This is a genomic window from Neobacillus driksii, assembly GCF_013409995.1.
Classification (GTDB): domain Bacteria; phylum Bacillota; class Bacilli; order Bacillales; family Cytobacillaceae; genus Neobacillus; species Neobacillus driksii.
The window spans coordinates 389,873-411,149 of sequence record NZ_JACCBX010000001.1 but is presented as its reverse complement, the minus strand read 5'-3'; the positions used below and the strand labels follow the sequence as shown (position 1 = coordinate 411,149).

General features: G+C 36.2%; 16 protein-coding genes. 5 read left to right on the top strand and 11 right to left on the bottom strand.

Annotation, left to right across the window (positions count from 1 at the left end; all coding sequences use genetic code 11):
• Positions 1 to 16: 16 nt before the first annotated feature.
• Positions 17 to 766: a WecB/TagA/CpsF family glycosyltransferase gene (locus F4694_RS01760; RefSeq protein ID WP_179595177.1), complete on the bottom strand. Its 750-nt coding sequence runs from the start codon at positions 764 to 766 to the stop codon at positions 17 to 19.
• Positions 767 to 1,045: 279 nt separating this feature from the next.
• Between F4694_RS01760 and F4694_RS01755 the strand changes: the two genes are divergently transcribed.
• The 5 genes from F4694_RS01755 (at position 1,046) to F4694_RS01735 (ending at position 7,274) form a co-directional block, all read left to right on the top strand.
• Positions 1,046 to 2,116 (top strand): glycosyltransferase family 4 protein, encoded by a 1,071-nt coding sequence (locus tag F4694_RS01755; RefSeq protein ID WP_179595176.1) that lies wholly within the window; start codon positions 1,046 to 1,048, stop codon positions 2,114 to 2,116.
• 21 nt (positions 2,117 to 2,137) lie between these two features.
• Positions 2,138 to 3,586: an O-antigen ligase family protein gene (locus tag F4694_RS01750; RefSeq protein ID WP_179595175.1), complete on the top strand. Its 1,449-nt coding sequence runs from the start codon at positions 2,138 to 2,140 to the stop codon at positions 3,584 to 3,586.
• A gap of 81 nt (positions 3,587 to 3,667) precedes the next feature.
• The gene (locus F4694_RS01745; protein WP_179595174.1) at positions 3,668 to 4,774 is read left to right on the top strand and encodes a glycosyltransferase; all 1,107 of its coding nucleotides are present in this window, start codon (positions 3,668 to 3,670) and stop codon (positions 4,772 to 4,774) included.
• Positions 4,775 to 4,835: 61 nt separating this feature from the next.
• The gene (locus F4694_RS01740; RefSeq protein WP_179595173.1) at positions 4,836 to 5,789 is read left to right on the top strand and encodes a glycosyltransferase family 2 protein; all 954 of its coding nucleotides are present in this window, start codon (positions 4,836 to 4,838) and stop codon (positions 5,787 to 5,789) included.
• A gap of 48 nt (positions 5,790 to 5,837) precedes the next feature.
• Positions 5,838 to 7,274 carry a flippase gene (locus F4694_RS01735; RefSeq protein ID WP_179595172.1) on the top strand — a complete coding sequence of 479 codons (1,437 nt, stop codon included), beginning with the start codon at positions 5,838 to 5,840 and terminating at the stop codon, positions 7,272 to 7,274.
• A gap of 51 nt (positions 7,275 to 7,325) precedes the next feature.
• Here F4694_RS01735 and F4694_RS01730 read toward each other — a convergent pair whose 3' ends face one another.
• From F4694_RS01730 to galU, 10 genes are all read right to left on the bottom strand, one after another.
• The gene (locus tag F4694_RS01730) at positions 7,326 to 8,420 is read right to left on the bottom strand and encodes a glycosyltransferase (RefSeq protein WP_179595171.1); all 1,095 of its coding nucleotides are present in this window, start codon (positions 8,418 to 8,420) and stop codon (positions 7,326 to 7,328) included.
• A gap of 92 nt (positions 8,421 to 8,512) precedes the next feature.
• Positions 8,513 to 10,027, bottom strand: a complete 1,515-nt coding sequence (gene murJ / locus F4694_RS01725) for a murein biosynthesis integral membrane protein MurJ (protein ID WP_179595170.1) — start codon at positions 10,025 to 10,027, stop codon at positions 8,513 to 8,515.
• A 4-nt stretch (positions 10,028 to 10,031) separates the two neighbouring features.
• The gene (locus tag F4694_RS01720; protein ID WP_179595169.1) at positions 10,032 to 10,739 is read right to left on the bottom strand and encodes a WecB/TagA/CpsF family glycosyltransferase; all 708 of its coding nucleotides are present in this window, start codon (positions 10,737 to 10,739) and stop codon (positions 10,032 to 10,034) included.
• A gap of 32 nt (positions 10,740 to 10,771) precedes the next feature.
• The gene (locus F4694_RS01715; RefSeq protein ID WP_179595168.1) at positions 10,772 to 12,049 is read right to left on the bottom strand and encodes a nucleotide sugar dehydrogenase; all 1,278 of its coding nucleotides are present in this window, start codon (positions 12,047 to 12,049) and stop codon (positions 10,772 to 10,774) included.
• Between the two features lie 212 nt (positions 12,050 to 12,261).
• Entirely contained in the window at positions 12,262 to 14,499 is a 2,238-nt protein-coding gene (locus F4694_RS01710; protein ID WP_179595167.1) for a SpoIID/LytB domain-containing protein, read from the bottom strand.
• Positions 14,500 to 14,604: 105 nt separating this feature from the next.
• Positions 14,605 to 15,312, bottom strand: coding sequence for a hypothetical protein (locus F4694_RS01705; RefSeq protein ID WP_179595166.1), 708 nt, complete (start codon positions 15,310 to 15,312; stop codon positions 14,605 to 14,607).
• 44 nt (positions 15,313 to 15,356) lie between these two features.
• Positions 15,357 to 17,438, bottom strand: a complete 2,082-nt coding sequence (locus tag F4694_RS01700) for a cell wall-binding repeat-containing protein (protein ID WP_179595165.1) — start codon at positions 17,436 to 17,438, stop codon at positions 15,357 to 15,359.
• 101 nt (positions 17,439 to 17,539) lie between these two features.
• Positions 17,540 to 19,180 carry a cell wall-binding repeat-containing protein gene (locus F4694_RS01695; RefSeq protein WP_179595164.1) on the bottom strand — a complete coding sequence of 547 codons (1,641 nt, stop codon included), beginning with the start codon at positions 19,178 to 19,180 and terminating at the stop codon, positions 17,540 to 17,542.
• Positions 19,181 to 19,285: 105 nt separating this feature from the next.
• Positions 19,286 to 20,299 carry a UDP-glucose 4-epimerase GalE gene (gene galE, locus F4694_RS01690; protein WP_179595163.1) on the bottom strand — a complete coding sequence of 338 codons (1,014 nt, stop codon included), beginning with the start codon at positions 20,297 to 20,299 and terminating at the stop codon, positions 19,286 to 19,288.
• Positions 20,300 to 20,352: 53 nt separating this feature from the next.
• Complete coding sequence (galU, locus tag F4694_RS01685) at positions 20,353 to 21,222, bottom strand: UTP--glucose-1-phosphate uridylyltransferase GalU (protein WP_179595162.1); 870 nt, start codon at positions 21,220 to 21,222, stop codon at positions 20,353 to 20,355.
• Between the last annotated feature and the right edge of the window lie 55 nt (positions 21,223 to 21,277).

Sequence of the window (21,277 nt, the reverse complement as noted above, 5' to 3'; positions counted from 1 at the left end):
TTTTCGCTCCTAAGTTTTACTCATTCGTTTTCTTTATATATTTCCCAACAAAAACTTTATAAACAAATTGAGGCAAGACCAGCATTCGTTTCCATCTGCTTGGCTGCTGAATCAATCGATATAACCACTCGATATTCATTTTTTGCCACACCAGCGGGGCCCTTTTTACTTCACCGGCAAGAACATCAAAACTTCCTCCAACCCCCATAAAAAGTCCCTTTTCAAATGCATTAATATTTTCGGATATCCAGATCTCTTGCTTGGGGAATCCCAGGGCAACAAAAATTAAATCCGGTTTCTTTTCTCTTATCTCATCAGAAATACTGGAGGATTCCCAGTCAAAATAACCGTCATGCCAGCCAACTATATCAAGGTCAGGATAGGTTGTCTTCACATTATTAACTGCCTTATCGACTACTTCTTTTTTAGCCCCTAAAAAGTAGGCAGACCAGCCTTTTTCATTTCCAACTTTCAATAATTCCACTAACAAATCATAACCAGCGATTCTTTCAGAGAGCGGGTTACCAATCATTTTGGAGGCAATAATAACCCCGATTCCATCAGGAATCGTATAATCCGCATTGTTGACAATTGAAAAGTAGTCCTTGTCCGTATTTGCATACATAATAATTTCAGGGTTTGCTGTAACTAAAAATGTCTTTTGGTTACTCGAAACCCTCTCAACTAATTTTTTCACTAATGCATTTTTTGTTATATGATTAAAAAGAACATTTAATATTTTTACTTTGTTTTTTTCCTCTTTCATGATTTCATCTCCAAATAATCCATACAGTTTTAAAACTGTTTACATGATATGCCCATCAATATTCTTCAGAAATCATTATATTCTATTAGGTTATTGATGACAAATATGTTTGAAAGGAAACGAGTTTGAGGTTAGTCTTTATATCATGGAAAAGATAGTAATTAAGGGGTTGTATTTGACGTGATACCTTCCATAAAATATACTTTAAGCGGTGAACATCTTTAAGATTTGTGACCTTTATACACCTAACTTTGCATATTAAAGGGACTGATATCCAGCATGAAAAAAATTATGTATATACTCAACTATCCTGGTGATGGGGGAACAGAAAAATATGTTCTAAACTTAATATCTGCACTTGGTAAGGAACGATGTGTTTTTGTTTATTCTGAGAACGGACCATTTTTAGGGAGATTTAAGGAATTAGGTATACCCACCTACCAAGTTACGATGAGCGGTCCGTTTGACCTAAAAGCAGCAAGGAAGATAAAGAAAATTTGTAAACAGGAAGGTGTTCGCTATATACATGCTCAATTTCTAAGAGAAAATTATATTGCCTTACTTTCGCGTATTTTTGGCTCAAAGGTAAAGGTAATTTGGACCTATCATGTAAATGTTCCTATGCCGGCATTATTCCGATTTTTAAACCGCTTTATGATACGATTGAATCATAGGGTCATTTCCGTAGCAAACTTTATTAAAATGGAACTATTACAAAAGGGTATACCTGAGGATAAAATTACTGTTATATATAATGGAATAAGCGAGCCAAGAGTAGACCATATAGATCGAGTAAATAGTATCGAAAAAGTAATCTCAGTCGTTGGGCGTCTAAGTGAGGAAAAAGGTCATAAGTTTCTATTTCAAAGCTTAGCAAAGTTAAAAGTTAACCACCCACAATTAAAATGGAAATTAAATATCGTTGGAGACGGACCTTTAAAGGAAGAGCTAAATTCATTAGCAGACAGTTTAAATCTCCGGGCTAACATTAACTTTCAAGGTTTTGTAAATAATATGAATACTGTCTATCTTAATAGTGATTTAATCGTTTTACCATCTGAAAATGAAGCTTTTCCATTTGTTGCAATAGAAGCATTGGCATATGAAAAACCAGTTATTTCTACTAATGTTGGCGGATTGCCTGAGATTATTAGACATAATGAAACAGGAATTCTGGTCCCTTATGGAGACGAAAACGCCATGGCTGACTGTATCTTAAGGGTATTAGAAGATGAGGATTTTGCAAAAAAAATTGCAAAAAGTGGTAAACACTTCTTCTTAAAGAACCTGACCTTTGATAAGATGCTAAATCAAACATTAGCTATTTACGATTTAGAAAATGAAAGATAATAAATAAATGAGGTAATATTAATGAATATCATATCTAATCGATTTCTTTCCATCTTGCTAGGAGTACTCCTTGTAATAATAGGATTATTTATTCCCAATCCGATAATCGGTATTGTTATTTGCTTAATTTTAGCAGCTGTAGTATTTTATGATGAAAAAATTGCCCTTCTCTTTTTGATTGTATTGGTTCCCATTAGGCCATTTTTAATTGTTTATAATACCGGATTTAAATTTGTTGCCGACATCCTGATATTTTTCCTTCTGTTAAAGGTAATTTATAATCACAGGACAAATATTCGAAATTTATTCCGTTTTCATTTGCTTGAAATCTCCTATATACTATTTCTCTTAGTTGGTATCCTTTCTGCATTCATAACCGGTGTCTCACCGATCACCATTATTATGCAGGTACGCGCTTTTCTTGTCTTTTTCCTTCTATATTATATTGTGAAGAGAATAAAAATTGGCGAGAAGGATATAAGGGATTTTGCTTTCACGACCTTTATTACAGCCGTTGTTTTATCAATCCATGGACTCATTGAAAAGATCTCTGTAAGGACCCTTCTTTTACCTGAGTTATGGGCAAACATGAATTTATCACCGACAAATAAAACGCGAGTGTATGGTCTAATCAGTGGGCCAAATGAATTAGCACTGTACTTATTGATTGCATTTTTCATTAGCTTTTATTTATTAGCGAATACAAAGGGTAAAATGAGAATTTTCATCTATATTGGGATGACTTTAATGCTCTCTGTGTTCCTTTTAACATATTCAAGGGGTGCCGTCTTAGCAATAGGAGCATTCTTAATCGTCTATCTGATTGTTAATCGAAAAATTCACCATTTCAAGTCAGTCTTAATTATTGTTATCGCGTCTGCAGTGACATTCTTTGCTGCCGCCTCCTTATCCGAATATGTCGATAAACATATCATCGTTGAAAAAGTACCAAGCGAAACAGATGGTCAAAATCATACCGGTAAAAATGGCGGTTTGAACCGTTTTAAAGAAGCACTATCTGAAGAAACAATTGAACTAAGCACAGCTGACGGCCGGGTATATTATGTCAAAAAGGCTATTGAAGTATTTAAAGATAAACCGATATTTGGTTATGGTTTTGCTACCTTTGGCGGTTCTGCAACCCAAACCTATTCCTCGCCAATTTACGAGAGATATGAAATAGCATGGAACTTTTATTCAGATAACCAATATATTCAAATTTTAGCCGAGACAGGAATTATCGGTGTGCTATTAGTAGCATTGTTTATTTATGGTATCTTTAGAATTACTTGGGCATTACGAAAGGGATCCATTGTATCCCCATTACTTCTCTTTTTCCTTTTTGGCGGTGTAACCAGCGCAGTGGTATACAATATTCTAGAAAACGATGTATTTATGCTTTATTATTTCATTGTTCTGGGATATGCTTATCAGTTATTGGAGAATAAGAAAACCAATTCAATAAAATAAACAGCTAACTTCATATACCCATTTTAATGAGACACCTCAATAGAGGGTCTCTTTATCTTGTAATGGCGGAAAGGAAAAGTTATGAAGAAATTATTAATCGCCATAGATAGTTTAGGCGGTGGCGGGGCTGAAAAGGTCCTCATTAACCTCTTAAATCATCTCAATACAAACAAATACAGTATTACATTATTGTTGCTCTTTAATGAGGGAGTCTACCTTAAAGATGTACCTCCACATGTTGAGGTTAAATACCTTTTTAATCCAAAGAGTACTTGGATGAGAAAAATAATTTATAAAATATTTAAGTATTTTCCCGCTGAGAAAATCTATAAGAAATATATCAAGGAATCCTATGATGTCGAAATTGCCTTTTTAGAAGGTTGTACAACAAAATTGATTTCTGGCTCGACAAATCCGAGGTCAAAAAAAGTGGCATGGGTTCATACTGATTTCTCTAATCATCATTGGACTGTCCATTACTACAAAAGTAATGAGGAAGAACAAAGACAATACAAACTATTTAATGATATTGTGTTTGTTTCAAATGATGCGCGAAAAGGATTTGAAACTACACTTGGGCTGCATGAAAATCTAAGTGTTATTTATAACCCGATTGACGCTCAAGATATCATTGCTAGGGCCAAAGAGGAAACAATCGTACACGATAAATTAACAGTTTGTTCGGTTGGACGATTAATACCGGCAAAAGGTTATGATCGATTACTAAACGTTCATTCTAAACTCATAAAGGAAGGGATAGAACACGACCTGTTATTAATTGGGGAAGGCGAAGAGAGACAAGCACTAGCTCAACAATGCCAGCAATTAGGTGTCACAACAAGTGTTAAATTCCTTGGATTTCAAAATAATCCATACAAGTATATAGCAGCAGCTGATTTATATGTAAGTTCATCACGGGCGGAAGGCTTGCCTTTGGTTGTAGCCGAAGCTTTAATTCTCGGAAAACCAGTTGTATCTACAAGATGCAGTGGCCCCGTTGAATTATTAGATAATGGAAATTACGGCTTAATTGTTGAGAATTCAGAAGAAGGCCTCTACAACGGCATGAAACAGTTATTAGTAAATACCGAAGAAAGAAAACGCTATGGAGAACTCTCCCTGCAGCGTAGAAGTTTTTTTGACATCAAGCAAATCCTCGGACAAATTGAGGATTTAATTGATCGTTAGGTTTCCAGAATGTCACACCCTATTAAGGGATATTCATTCATTATTTATAAGGAGGGGTTACATGGGAGATTTAGTATCAGTAATCATGAGTACCTATAATGAAGAACCTGATTGGTTGAAGAAAAGTATTGATTCAATTTTGAATCAAACCTATCGTAATATTGAATTCATCATCGTTTTGGACAAACCGGAAAATGAGGAATTAGGGTCAATATTGTATGAGTATGAAAAAAAAGATAACCGAGTAAAAATAATTCTCAATAAGAAAAATATGGGGTTAGTTAAAAGCCTAAATACTGCTTTAGAACACTGCCACGGAAAATATATTGCCCGGATGGATGCGGATGATATCTCAGATCCGGAGAGAATCAGTAAGGAAAAAAATTATCTAGAAAATAACAAACTAGATTTCGTTTTTTCCGGCATGATTGTCATTGATGAGAATGACAAGAAGCTTTACGAATGGGATAATAATAACTTTAGCCCAGAAGAAATAAAAAAGGTAATGGGAATTTGGAATATCTCTCTACATCCTACATGGTTCGTAAAAAGAGAAGTATTTACCTCTCTCAAAGGGTATAGGGACATCCCATATAGTGAAGATTACGATTTTTCGCTTCGAGCACTTTCAAATGGATTCAAAATTGGAAAATTAAACGAAAACTTATTGTTGTATAGAATGAGAAGCACAGGTATTTCTAAGAGTAATAATTTTGAGCAGTTTATTATTTCACGAAAGTTAATCCAGCTATATAAGAAAAATAAATTAGATGATTATTCCTATGTAAACGATCAAATAAATCATGTACAAGGGCAAATGAAAAATGGTCAAAAGCAAAAGTATAGTATTGCTGAAGATATTTTCCATGAAAGCATTGGCCAAATGAAAGAAGGTCAATTTCTTAAAGGAATATCGAAATTAGTAAAAAGTCTTTTGCTTTCAAAGTATCATATTCGAAAGTTTAATGAACTACTTAAGTATAAAATAGTAACAAAACAAATGAAGAATCGTTAATAACGAAAATAATCTTACAGTAGATGCTGTTCTAATAGGTGATCATCCTTGAGTATTAAAAAAAATTATTTATATAACCTGGCATATCAAGTGTTAAATATGGCGCTGCCATTAATAACTGTCCCTTACATCTCAAGGGTTCTTAAACCAGAAGGTGTTGGAATTTACGCCTATACAAATTCCATTGTGCAATACTTTATGTTACTCGCAATGCTCGGCATCGGAACCTATGGTAATAAGATGGTTGCAATCGCCAGAGATAATAAAGAGGAATTAAGCAGAACTTTTTTTAGCATTTTTCTTCTGCAATTATTTTTTTCGTTTATCTCTCTCTCATTGTATTTCGTTTTTGTATTTTACTTTTTTCAAGAGTATAAATTAATCGCCTTACTGCAAGGTATTGCACTTCTGGCAACGGTTTTGGACTGCTCTTGGTTCTTTAGCGGTTTGGAAGATTTTAAAAAGATTGTTACTAGAAATATCTTTTTTAAGGTATTGAGCCTAATCGCAATCTTTATATTTGTAAAAGACCCGAATGACTTAACGCTTTACACCATTATTATGGGGCTTTCCCTATTACTAGGATCCATTGTCCTTTGGTATTACGTGAAACCTCATGTGGCCCGAGTATCCATTTCTTTTCATTCTGTCTTTACTCATTTTAAACCAACGGTTGTTTACTTTTTGCCACAAATCGCAACACAAGTTTATTTTGTTTTAAATAAAACGATGCTGGGGTATTTTTCAACTACCAGTGAAGTCGGAATTTATGACTATGCAGATAAAATCCTAAAAATTGCATTAGCAATTGTTACTTCATTAGGTATCGTTATGCTCCCTCGTATGGCGAATACGTTTGGTAAAGGCGACCTGGACAAAGCAAATGAATATATAAGAAAATCATTGGAGTTTACGACATTGTTAGCCATTCCGATAATGTTCGGTTTAGCTGGTGTCGCAATGGAATTTGTTCCGTGGTATATGGGTGAGGATTTTAGTTTAAGTGCCAATGTATTAGTTATATTAAGCCCTGCAATATTTCTAATGGCTTGGAGCGGTGTCTTTGGTACACAATATTTAGTGCCATTAGGAAAAATGAAGCAATATACTAGCACCTTATATATCGGAGCCATTGTTAACTTAATCGTAAATATTATTCTTATTAAACCTTACGGGGCAATAGGAGCCGCAATAGGCACATTAGCTGCAGAAATAGCCGTTACCGTCGCCCAATTATTCTTTATCAGGAAAGATATTAAGATTATACAAGTTATGCCTAAAACCTTTTATTATCTCATTTCTGGAGGCATCATGTACCTTGTGGTCAGGTATATTGGCGGTTTACTCGGCTCAACGATAATGACCACTCTTTTACAAGTAGCAACAGGAATCTTTGTTTATTTAACATTCGTTATTTTGTTCGAAATATTATTTAAAGATGGATTAATAATGAACGAGATTAAACGCAGGCGTTCAAGGCCCTAGTATATAAAAAGCGAAAAGAACTCTTAGGTAAGAGTAATCTTTTCGCTTGTTTTAATTCATTCGGTAAATTTCTTTAAGTTTGTTTATGATGGCAATTTGATCGTGCTCTTCTGCCCTTTTGTAACCATTTTGAATGAGTACCTCTCTTACTGCCTTATTTGTCAGAACGCGATTAATACCCTCTGAAAGGGCACTGCTGTCCGCTGGCGGCACCAGAACTCCGCTGCTGTTATTTAGTAAGTAAGAGAGTCCTCCTACATTACTTGCCACTACTGGCGTACCGCAAGCCATTGCTTCTAGTGCTACCAATCCAAATCCCTCAATATAAGATGGCAGTACAAAAACATCTGCTGCATTCATCCACTCCGCTACTTCATACTGTGGCTTGGGTTCGTGAAAAATAATGCCTTCCAAAGAATCTTTTTTAATAATGGTAGTAAGTTCCTCTACAAAAGGTTTATTCTTTGCAGAACCAATGATATGTAGTTCAGCCTGAAAAATTTGTTTTTTTACATTAGAAAATGCTTGTATTAGCTCGATTAACCCCTTATCACGGGTAATATTTCCGACGAAAAGGATCACAGGGTTATTTTTATTAAGTTCTAATTTTGTCTTCATCGTTTCTTTAACAGCTATGTTTCTAAAGAGTGTACGATTCACTCCCATTGATAGAAGCAACAGCTTTTTGGGTTCTACTTGATAGTTATCCTGTATCTCTTGATATAACCTCTGCCCAACTGCAATAACAGAATCTGCCTTATGTAGAATCATCGTGGTAATCCTTTGAATGAGTTGGTTCTTTTTGGCCATTTTATCTAAATCCCCGCCATGCGCAGTAACAACTAATTTGGACTTCCATACAAACTTGTAGATTAATCCTATTAATCCTGATGGGAAAACATAATGAGCATGAACAGTTTGGTACTGATACCCCTTAAATAGAAAGAGCAGCCCTTTAAGGAACCATATTAGATATTTACTAATAACTGCCTGCTTTTTAGTACTTGTATTTGTAATCGCAAGTACATCAACCTGAATTCCCTCTTTCATTAACGCCTCTACTTGATTCTTCACAAAAATTCCAAAGGTAGGGGAATTTTCACTTGGATACATATTACTTATTACCAACACACGTTTTTCTTTCAATATCAGTCACCCTATTTTTAATATATTTGCTTCATTAAAAGCAGAGACAAGTAAATTAACTTGCCTCCATCATAGGTCGATAGGTTAACGTATTATCTCCTTCTCTTAAAAGAAATGGTATCAAAAAAGGTAGAAGATTTTAATACAACTAGGACGCTTACAAAAATAAGCCCGCCAATAAACGTGTTAATCAAAATATTAGGAATATCTCCCCACTCAGAGAGTCCAAAATAGTGTTTGATTCCTATTAAAATTAGCACCATAGTGAGGGTTGCAAAGCCAATTTTCCCGACTTCTTTTAATAGATATTTTAAATCAAATCCACCAGATATCTTATAGAGTGTTGTAAATGTAAGAGTTGAATAAATAAACCCTACAATGGATGCAGACAAGGCTAATCCTTGCGGGCCCATAACATGCGCTAAAAAATAGTTTGAGAGAATATTAATTACAATTGATAAAAGTCCAATCCTCATTATATAGTGGCCCTTTTCTAATGTATAAAAGCCTTTTGCTATTACAGCCTGAATACTATAAAAGAAAACCGACCCCATATAAAAAAGTGCATACTCCGAGGTAAGCATGGTTGCACTCTCAGTAAATGCTCCACGTTCGTATACGATACGGATGATAGGCTCTATTAGAAAGATCATTCCGGAAATAGTCGGTGCTAGTAATAAAAGCATAACAGATAAACCGCGTTCAATCCCGCGTTTGAATAAATCGTGATTGGCTTCTGATTTTGCCTGTGCCAGAATTGGAAAGATAATCGTAGCAATGGTAACCCCAAAAATCGCTTGTGGGATACTTATGAGCCGGAATGCATAGTTTAAATTCGAAACGACACCTTCCCCCATCCCTGCAGCAAAGAGCATGTTAACAGACAGATTAATCTGTCCGACCGCAATAGTGATACCCACAGGCAGGAAAATCAGATAAAATTCCTTTACTTCTATCCAGTCGATTTTTTGACCCCATATGAGAAATTTTTTTGGGGAAATCACTAAAAACTTTAGGATAAATGATAGTACGGTTCCTACAAGATAGCCAATTGGTACTGAATAAATCCCCCATGACCGATGGAATAAAAGCGCAAATAAAACGGTGACGAGTACAACAATGGTTTGAGAAAAGGTAGAAATAGAGAACTTTTTCTTAGCATCAAAATAGCCTTCATAGATTGCATTAACCCCGACAAATACGACAGAAAGGAAATATAACGCAATGGTCCATTGGGCTATACTCGTCCCAAATTCATAGTTACTAAAACCAGGATAAAGCCAGTCAACTAAAAAAGGGGACAAAATTGTCCCTATAAGTGCAATGGCAATCGAGAAAAGAAACGTACTTTTTATGATATTGGTCTGATGCGAGATCCCTTTTCCCTGGACATCAAATTTATAAAAACTAGGAAGAAAAGCATCCTTCAATCCGGTTAACAAAAAAAGGATAATCGTATTCGGAATGGTCATTGATGCAAAATAAGCATCAGCCATATAGGAATCTCCATAAAGTCCGGAAATGACCAAATCCCGAATCATACTAGAAAATTTTAAAACCAGTGTAGATAGTAGAAGTAAAATTACTGAGATTTTTAATTTAGACATAGCATTATTCCTTCAGTGCCTTTATTAAGAATTTAGGAAGAATGGTTTGGCGCTTCCACCGAACTGGTTCTTTTAAAAGGCGGTACAGCCATTCCAGACCAAACCTTCTAAAAATCGAAGGTGCCCGCTTAACACGCCCGGAGATAACATCAAACGAACCTCCCACTCCCTGGAACACCTGAGCCGAGAGATGATTCATATTATTTACGATCCAGTATTCCTGCACGGGACTGCCAAGCGCAACAAATACAATATCAGGATTTGCACGATTAATGGTACTTCTAACTATCTGTTCATCCTTTTCATAGCCATTTAAGACGCCTGTAATATTAATACCTGGATAGAGAATTTTGAGGCACTCACACGCCTTTTCCGCAACACCGGGCTGGCCGCCATAGAGAAATATGGATTTATTATTCTTCGCAAAAGCCTTGCAAAGATGCATCATTAGATCAATACCGGTTACCCTTTGACGAATTTTGCCTCCCCTTAATTTTGAAGCTAAGAGTATACCTACTCCATCAGGGATTTGAAAATCGGCTTTATTTAGGAGTTCCATTAATTGAGCGTCATTTTGGGCCTTCATAATCTTCTCAGGATTAATCGCAACAATAAATGACTTTTGATTATGACGGATCCTGTCTAATAGTTTCTGTGTTATTTGTTCATATGTTTCATTACTAACATTTACGCCTAGGAGATTTTCTTTCATGATATCCACCTATCTAATTGGGAAGCAGTGTTTTAATTTGAGCTTGAATCACCCAATACGTGCACCTCAAATCCTGCCTGATTCCATTTATCTTCATCGATACACTTTTTTGTATCATAAATTATTTTCGTTCTCATTTTATCCTTAAGGCTCTCTGGGTTCAACTTTTTAAATTCTAGATGGTTCGTCATAATTAGAATCAAATCCGCATGTTCTACTGCTTCTTCAATCGTAGCAGCCTGCTTAATAAATATTTGTTCTTTAATATGCGGGTCGAATACACTGTATTCTACTTTTTGTTCTTCCAGCGCTCTGATAACATCTAGTGAAGGGCTTTCCCTAGTGTCATCGATGTCTGCTTTATAGGATAACCCAAGTAAAGCTACTTTTCCATGATGGATGGATTTTTGATTTAATATGGATGTTACTCTATTGGTTGTATAAAGCGGCATGGAATCATTAATATTCCTAGCTAGTCCAATCATTCTCGCCGTTTCTGGCTGGAGCTCAACTAAAAACCATGGATCTACAGCTATACAGTGACCACCGACTCCAGGTCCTGGGCTATGAATGTTTACTCTCGGATGGTGGTTGGCAAGCTTAATGGCCTCCCAAACATTAATGTTAAGATTATCACAAATTCTGGCAAGTTCATTAGCAAATGCGATATTTACATCGCGGTAGGTATTTTCAATTACCTTTACCAACTCTGCCGTTTTTGCATCCGTAATATGAATATCGCCAACAACAAAGGTTCGGTATAATTCAACCGCTAATTCCGAAGATTTGTCATTAATCCCACCAATTATTCTATCATTATTTATCAATTCCTCAAAAACTTTTCCCGGAATAACCCTTTCTGGTGAGTGTGCTACAAAAAGTTCAGTTCCAATTTCTAAATTTGTTTGCTTTAGAATTGGCAGCATGACTTTTTCTACCGTTAGGGGAGGTACAGTTGATTCTAGGATAACCAAATTACCCTTTTGCAGATACGGAGCGATAGATTCCGTAGCCTTTTCTACATAACTTAAATTTGCAGTTTTATCACCCTTAATCGGTGAAGGAACAGCAATAATAAAGACATCTGCATGTTCTGGCTGACTAGAAACCGTTAATTGCCTTTGGTCAATTGCTTTTATTAATTTTTCTTTAAGTCCTTTTTCTTCTATATGCAGTTGCTTTTGATTTATTTTATTGACGATCTCCTCATTTGTATCCACACCGTGGACTTGTTTACCATAGTTCGCAAACATGACTGCAGTCGGAAGACCAATATAGCCTAGACCTATCACACAAATTTTATTTATCACAAGTATGTCTTCCCTTCAAAATTACAATTTAGCCTATTTTTCATTATATCGAATTTTGTCGCCATCCGACAGTATTTCCTACTAGAACATATTGTAAGATAATCATACACGATATTAAATTTTAATTTGGAGTCGTTTAAACTGTTAAGACTTCTTTATCACTCAAAATAAAGGATACAGTGTAATGTTCCACTGTATCCCGCAAAAAATATTTACTTAAAAGTAGCTCCTGGGTAGTAAAATTCTAAGATTTCAGTATAAGATTTATTGTTTGGAGCATCTGCCATTGCTTTTGCACCATACTGACTCATACCTACACCATGACCATACCCTTTTCCGTTAATGGTAACCGTCGTTCCATTGTTTGCTACACTTGAAATATGGTAGCTTTTAAACAAAGCTCCTCCAAGAATGGATCTGAGAGTTCCAATTCCTACATTCTCTTTTTCAAGTGTAAATAATTTAATATCTCCGAGGAAGGTATTTTTTATTTCCGCTCTTGTAGTATTGGCGATTGCAGCCGGTCCACCAAGATAGTATACCTTTGGTCTCACAGATAAGCCTTTCACCCATGCTTTTGGTGCGGTTGAAAATGTATCTTTCTGTGTAAGAATTACCGGCGCATTATATTGGGCAGCTAATGCAGCTCCTGGTAAGGCGTCAATAAATAAATCACCGTTTGCAAAAAATACATTATTTAAATCAAAGTTAAATCTCTTGGCAATCTCAACACTTGTATCATAGCGTTTTTCACCGGCTATCCTCTCAATGTTGCTTATTCCAAGACTTTTCATTTCGGTCACTACGTTTTCTGAAACGGCTACTGTTCCACCAATTACATATGCTTTACTTATTTGGTGATTTTTAATATAGCCTTTAACATCCTCAGGTAATCCGTTTGCTGCTGTAACTAGAATCGGAATCTGATTTTTTGCCGCATATGAAGCAATTGATAAAGCATCTGGAGATTCACTGCTGCCGCTAGTAATAATAAGCTCTGTAGAACCCGTAATCTGTTCAGCAATCTTCACAGCCGTTGCATATCTTGTTTCCCCGAAAACTCTTTCAACTACTGCCCCTGTAGTTTCAATCTGTTTGATAACATCATCTGTTATTGCGATATTACCACCTAATACATAAACCTTTGATGGATTTAATGATTTTATTTTATCTACTACGGGTTGAGGCACAAAAGTCGATGTCGTTAATAATAATGGAGCATTATACTTTTTCGCTAAAACTGTACCCGTCAAGGCGTCAACAGGAATATCTCCTCGACCGACGATAACTGCATCAGATTGGCTCCATCCTTCATTAGCAATTGCTGTGCTCGTTTCGTAGCGGGTATTTCCTGCCAGTGTAACGGAGTAGTTTTCCGGTAACTGACTGCCTGAATTCCTTACGTAAGTCCCATCAGCATTCTTCATGAAATAGTTTACAACTAGGGATCCTTTTGTACTTTTTCCGCTTGAATTTTTCTCATTAGAAATTTCAAGTTTAGGAACAGATGCGATTTTTATTTCGTTCTTTGGGTAATAATTATTATTAATATAACTCTTTATATTATTTATTACACTTTTGTCATTCGGATTTTCAGAAACCTTAGACCACCATGCGTCTGGATTTAATAAATCTAAGCCAGTCGTAGTAAACTGCTGCTTATTTACTGACAAAGTCCAAGGAATTTGTGGATCGTATGGATCTGGCTTAGATGGCAAATAAGGTACATATGCTGAACCCCAATAGTTTGAATTTGATTCAGTATGTCCGCCATTACTTGATGAGTAAACAGCAGAAATTAAATTACCATTATACCTTAATACTTGACCATTTGTTTCTTCAACAGCATTATTGGAATTTGCATATAGAGAACTATTCCAAATATAACCGCCATAAACCTGATAGGAAATGGTATCATCAATGACATTATTAATTCTAGCTAATGCATACGTTCTTGCTGCAATAGTTTGAGCCTTTAGAGCATCAACGTCCCAGCCAGCAGGCATTTCATACGGAACCACTCCCTTTAAATAATCTTCAAGCGGGAGTTTATTCATTGTTTGGATTGAAGTACCTGATACAGTAAATTGAATATCACCTAGGTAGTTCCTGCCGTTAATAGAAACATAGTTACTAGTACCATATTGTTCTGGAATAATAACAAAAGTAGTACCATAATTTTTCACAAGACTATTATCTTTATATAATGCTATTGATCCATTCTCAATGCGAACGGTAAAATTTTGATTGGTAAGGAGATTCGTATTGGTATCACCTTGTACAATGTACTTACCACTAACATTAACTTGAATACTTTTTTGTAGTCCCAAATAATTGTTTAGTTTAACTGATACTATAGGTCCCCCAGTTGCTGCACTTGCACTTTCCGGAGAAATAGCTAACGGAAGCAAAAGCAGCAATAGAAGAAAACCTAATATAGCTTTTTTCATTTATTCTCCCCCAATAAAAATGAAATAGTTATATCTTACTAGACATAATGATACATAGATTTACAAATTTCAGCAATAGACCGATAGGATGTAACATTTCCCTATTTACAATTCTTCTATCTTTTGCAACAGAGATTCAGCCTTATACCCTTGGTCTCCGGTTAATTCGAATGATTCTTTTATCAGTCCAATCCCAGGTGCAAAATAATTGGTGTAAATGGTTTCTGCTCCTTCTACCTCATTTGTAGTCTTTTGAATGACATAGACATTACTGAAAGTTTGGTAGGGTGTCTGAACTGTTTCATTCTGACTAATAACTTTCCAATCTGCCTTTAAAGAGTCTGCCAAAGAAATCATAATTTCTTGTTTGTTAACTTCTTTGAAACCATCCAGGTAGTTGTTATTTGGATTATCGGGATTTTTTATTGTCTCTATTATAGAAATTTCATCTTTATTCCATTTGTAAATCATCACACTTGGTGATTGACCAATCGTGACGATACTTTGAATATAGTCTCCATTCTCAAAGACAACTTCCTCTGTAAGGGATTCAACATTTTCATGATCAATAAAAGTCTTCTTTACACCCATTTTCGGACGATAAACCATTAGTCCCTCTTCAGCCGATTCTGAATCCACAATGGGCTCCTTCTTAGCACTCTTACTATCATTCTCATTTTGGCTATTCGATTCAACAATCTTTTCTTCACTCTTATTCTTTGCTGCACTATTATCCTTTTCGTCTTCAGAAAATAGTGAACAACCCGTAATACTTCCTGCGAGTAGAAGCACAGTGAGTAAAAACCTAATCATTTTTTCTCCTTTCTAAAAAGAAAGCAAACTCAGGAAGAGTTCGCTTATTTTGCTTTATTTACAATCATAGTCTCTAAGGATTGTGGTACAGCTACAGGGCCGCCGATAACATTAACGCGTTTGATTAAATTTTCCTCAGTATATTGATAAAGGAAAGATTCAATATTTTTGTATAGACCATTGCCTAATAGAATAAGTGGTGCTTTATTCTGAATGGATAACGGGGCCGCTGTCAGTGCATCTGGGAAATTTGCTCCAGTAGCGATATTAATGGTATCGGATTTCATCTGATCTTTAAAATACCAAAGGATACTTGCGAGCGTTTCGTAACGGTCAGAACCTGAAAGTCTAACTACATTCTGAGTCCCATTTTGTTGGACTAGTTGATTTTGAATAGACTGAGAAACTACATTCGGTCCTCCAAGAATGACCGTTTTCTTACCACTAAGATATTTTAAAGTCTCAGCTGACATATTATTTTGTTCAGTTAACACAATGGCCCAGTTATTAGCGGCCGCGATTGGTGCTGAAGCTAATGCATCAGGGTAGCTCATACCAGATGCAACAAACACTCCATCTACGGACCCTAACTTTTCAACAATACGTAAATTTGTTTCAAAGCGCGTTGCACCAGATATTCTTTCTGTTTGAATACCTAAAGAGATTATCGCATTTTCTACATTAGGAGAAATCGCCACTGGTCCTCCGATAATGACTACCTTTGTTGCCCCTAAGCGTTTTAGTTCATCTTTTACTTCAGGAAGTAAACTGCTGCTATTATTTAAAAGAATTGGTGCTTGTCCGTATATAGCTGATAAAGGACCAGCAGATAACGCATCCGCAGGTTCTACTCCTGTCGTTAAAATAACCGTTTTATCCATATCTGCAGTAAAGCCATTTGGATGTAACATCTTTGAAATAGAAACTGAGGTTGAGTAGCGCGTTGCACCATCCAATCGGCTAGTTTGTAGACTTCTTGTTATCTGTTCATTTGGAAAGCTAGTCCAAATGATTTCATTTGAATTGGCTCTTACCACTCTTGCAGTTTGTTTGCTTTGTGCAAATGAAACGGCTTTATTAAAATCAAAGAACGAAGAGTTAGTTCCTTGTTGGTCTTGAACAATATAGCGTTGAGTAAAGAAATTTGCCCAAATGGTATCACCGGATGCCTTTTCTATTACTCTCGTATTTGCATAACCAGATGCATAAGCAATGGCTTCTTGTTCGTTGGCGAAACTTTTTAATAGCCCCATTGATTTGTGATAGACTTCAAAGTTACTATTTTCCCAAACATTCTGCTGTGTATCTTTATCAAACACTCTTACATTACCATTAAGTGTTTGAGCATAATTGATTGCTTCATTTTTAGTTTTAAATGTAGCTTTCTTGGTTTCATTTTGATAGACGTCAAAGACTTTAAAATAGGCGATGATTGAGTTGGCAAGAGCCTGTGCAGCTTTTTGTTGATAATCAGCTGTTTTAATTCTGCTTTCCTCATCCCGATTCGTCATATACCCAAGTTCCACTAACACCGAAGGCATTTGAGTATTACGAATAACATAAAAACTTTGATCATTATGGATTTTTCGATCAATTAATCCAAGTGCACTTACCACATTTGGGTGAATAACCTCTGCAAATCGTTTACTATCATTTAAGTATTTTACTTGGAGTGGATCATATGGATACATTGGGTCCAAGTTATGATAATCATAGTAATACGTCTCGTAGCCCTTTACATAGGGGCTTGTTGGTGAAGCATTGTGGTGAACGGAAATAAAAATACTATTATCGTTATTTCCTTTTATAAATCCATTGGCAAGATTTGTCCTTGCTCTAAGATCATCACTTGAATTTGAGGCGAAACCTATATCAGTTTCACGTGTCATAAATACTTTAATACCCGAGGATTTAAGTGCATCTCTTAGTTTCAATCCAACGGATAAATTAACATCTCTTTCACACAAGTCCTTACCACTTTCCTTCGTATACCCACAGGTTCCAGTGAATTTACCGCCATGCCCTGGGTCAATAACGACCATTTTCTCAGCAAAAACACCTCCTGGAAAAAGGAAAATAGCGAATAAGATGACCATTCCTATCAAACTATAAATCTTTTGCTTCATTCCAAACTCCTTCCCACACTTCTACAAAAATTTTATCTCTATTACATTATAACAGTAAATTCTACAAATTTTTCTATATTTTGCATAGAAATTACTAAATTTTAACTCTCCTCACTGATAAAGTTCTTGTCCGGCATGTGTACCTTACTAACGGGATTTTCCTCTAATCGATCAAACATTCCTGGAACAGATTGATAGCCGATTGAATATCTTCCTTCTTCAGGGTTAAAGAGTTTGTATGCGAAAATTGCATCTATCACTCTACTTCTGTGAATAGGTTCAATATAAAAACCTTTAATGAAACGGTTTTCCAAATATGGGGAGATATAAAAGCGAGCATTTTTAACCTGCCCCTCCCAATACAAATTGTTTAATGCGATTCCCGTGGCACGATGGTCTTTATTCGCCTCTTCAAATGAAAGGGCCCTGTGTTCTGCATTAGGGAACCGATTTTCAAAATCCATTATGACACTCCTTACATCCTCTTCAGTCAGCCCAGAATCCGGAAAATCATATACAAATATATTGTTCTCTTTGACTTCTAATCTCGAAAGTGAATCTTTAAACTCTTTTACCCTTGCTTCCCCAAATTCTTCTAAAGTTAATTCAGGAAATTGCGATTGTAGCCGTTGGTATACCCCAGAAGCCTTCCCCTTTGTTAATAGGACTACCTTCACATCAAATCCCCGGCTGAGATAATGGTCAATTCCTGCGCCGGCAGCTAACAATTCATCATCAGAATGTGGCATATAGAAGATGATTGGGTTGCTTTGATCTTTAATTTCATAAATAACCTGCTGATCCAATTGGTCTGCTGTATCTTGTTGAATTGCCTTAGGGCCCCCTAAGACAAATGTTTTAGTAAATTGATAGTTTTTTAAACTATCCTGAATTTCGGGTGGTATGGCATTTGGTCTCACAAGTGCTATTCCACTCTCATTTTTAGCGGCTAAAGCCGATCCAGCTAAAGCATCGGTAAATTCCACTCCAGTAGCAAAATAAAGATAGGGCTGAATTTTATAAAAAGTATTTAGTATTAGGGCGGATGTATCATAACGAGTTTGACCAGCAATTCTCTCTGCATTTAATTCTGCCTGAATTGCGTCATTTACGGCAACTTGCCCTCCTATTACATACCGCTTCTCTGCCTTATCTGCTGCCTGCTTTACTTCCATGGGTAAGAAATCAGACTTTGTTAATAGAATCGGTGAACCCGTTTTAGCTGCATAAGGAGCAATGGATAATGCGTCAGGAAAATTATTCGCATTTACAATGAAAACCTGAGTGTATTGCCCCATTTCAGCAGCAATCGCTTCAGCTGTTTTATAACGGGTTTCCCCGCCAATTCTCTTTACATTGAGCTTCAAATTGTTTACTAAATCATCTTCAATATTTAACGATACTGCTGCAGGTCCACCCATAATCATGACATTTTTAGCTTTTAATCTTTTTATTTCCTCTATAGTTACAGACGGAAGTGCATTAGAGCGAGTTAGCAAGATAGGAGCATTTAATTTTTTGGCCAAAGGCACACTTGCTAATGCATCCGGGAAATCCAGTCCCTGCGCAAGAACTACTGTTTCGGCAGTCTCCCAGCCTGCCTTTGAGATGTTTGCTGCCGTAATAAATCTGTCACCGCCTGATATTCTTACTTGTTCTGCCAACGCAGTTTTATATTGAAAAAATAGTGTAATTAAGCAGATTATTACAAATGATGAAAAGACTTTTAGTTTGTTTGCCATTCTAATCCCCCAATAAAACATATCAATCTAGCAAATGGTACAATATTCTCCAAATGAAAACCTTCCTAAAAATTAATTAGGAAGGCATTAAAATTATTTTTCTATTTATTTGCCGTAACCATTTGGATTTTCACTTTGCCATTTCCACGAATCCCTGCACATTTCTTCAATCCCTATTTCAGCTGTCCAGCCAAGCTCAGCCTTAGCTTTCGTTGAATCAGCGTAACAAACTGCAACATCTCCTGGTCTATTTTCGACAATTTCATATGGAATATTGATTCCAGAAGCTTTTTCAAATGCCTTTACCATCTCTAAAACACTAAAACCAATCCCTGTACCTAGGTTATAGGCCTCTACTCCAGTTGCATCCATAATCTTTTCAAGGGCTTTTAGATGACCTTTCGCTAGGTCAACCACATGGATATAATCCCGTACCCCTGTACCGTCAACGGTTGGATATTTATTTCCAAAAACCCGAAGCTTCTCTAGTTTGCCTACAGCAACTTGTGTAATAAATGGCATTAAATTATTGGGAATACCATTCGGGTCTTCCCCAATTCGGCCGCTTTCATGTGCGCCGATAGGATTAAAATAGCGAAGTAAGGCAATACTCCATGATGAATCGGATACCAACAAATCACGTAGAATTTGTTCAATCATCAGCTTCGTGCTTCCATACGGGTTGGTTGCACTAAGTGGATCTTCCTCTGAAATTGGCATCCGTTCAGGCATACCATATACGGTTGCAGAAGAGCTGAATACTAGATTTTTCACTCCGAATTTATTCATTACTTCACACAGAATCAAAGTACCAGTGATATTATTATGATAATAATGAAGGGGTATCGACACGGATTCTCCTACAGCCTTAAGTCCAGCAAAATGAATGACTGCATCTATTTGATTATCTGAAAAAACTTCTTCTAGCTTTACCCGATCTAGTAAATCAACTTCGTAAAATTTAAAGTCTTTCCCTGTTAATTCTTTCACACGAGTTAGTGCTTCCGGTTTACTATTTGAGAGGTTATCAATTACTACTATTTCATAGCCGCTATTTAATAATTCCACACATGTATGTGTTCCAATATAACCTGCCCCGCCTGTAACTAAAATTGCCATAAATGAAATACACTCCTGTCCTATTCATTTAAAAAATCATTTTTACTCTGTGATTACCTATTAAGCTTTTGTGACATAAATTTTAGTAAGTCGTCCCTTAGCTCCTCTTTTTGAAGAGCAAATTCTATCGTGGTTTCAATGAAACCGAGCTTATCGCCAACGTCGTATCGTTGTCCCTCAAATTCATAGGCAAACACACGCTGAATTTGGTTTAACTTTTGAATAGCGTCTGTCAGCTGGATCTCACCGCCTGCACCAATTTCTTGCTTATCTAAAAATAAGAAAATTTCCGGGGTGAAAATGTATCTTCCAATAATCGCTAAATTAGATGGTGCTGTGCCTTTTTTTGGTTTTTCGACAAAGTTTCTAACCTGGAATGACCGCTCAAACTGCTCTATCGGATCAATAATACCATAGCGATCTGTCTCATCTTCTGGAACTTGTTTAACTCCAATAACCGAAGAATGCGTTCTATCATACTCATTAATTAATTGCTTCAAACAAGGCGTTTCTGCTTGAACGATATCGTCCCCGAGTAAAACAGCAAAGGGTTCATTGCCAATAAAATTCCGTGCACACCAGACAGCGTGTCCAAGACCTTTTGGTTCTTTTTGGCGAATGTAATGGATATCAACCATCTTTGAAGCTTCTTGAACTTTTTCTAATAACTCGAACTTCTCTTTTTCCAATAACGTTTGTTCAAGTTCATATGCATTATCAAAATGATCCTCAATCGACCTTTTCCCTTTTCCTGTTACAATGATGATGTCTTCGATTCCAGACTCAATGGCTTCTTCAACAATATATTGAATCGTTGGTTTATCCACTATAGGTAACATTTCTTTAGGCATTGCCTTGGTCGCTGGCAGAAACCTTGTTCCAAGTCCAGCTGCTGGAATGATCGCTTTTTTTACCGTTTTCATCTTTTATTCCAACCTTTCCTTAATTTGAACCATTTAAAGAAGTGTTTTACAGGAT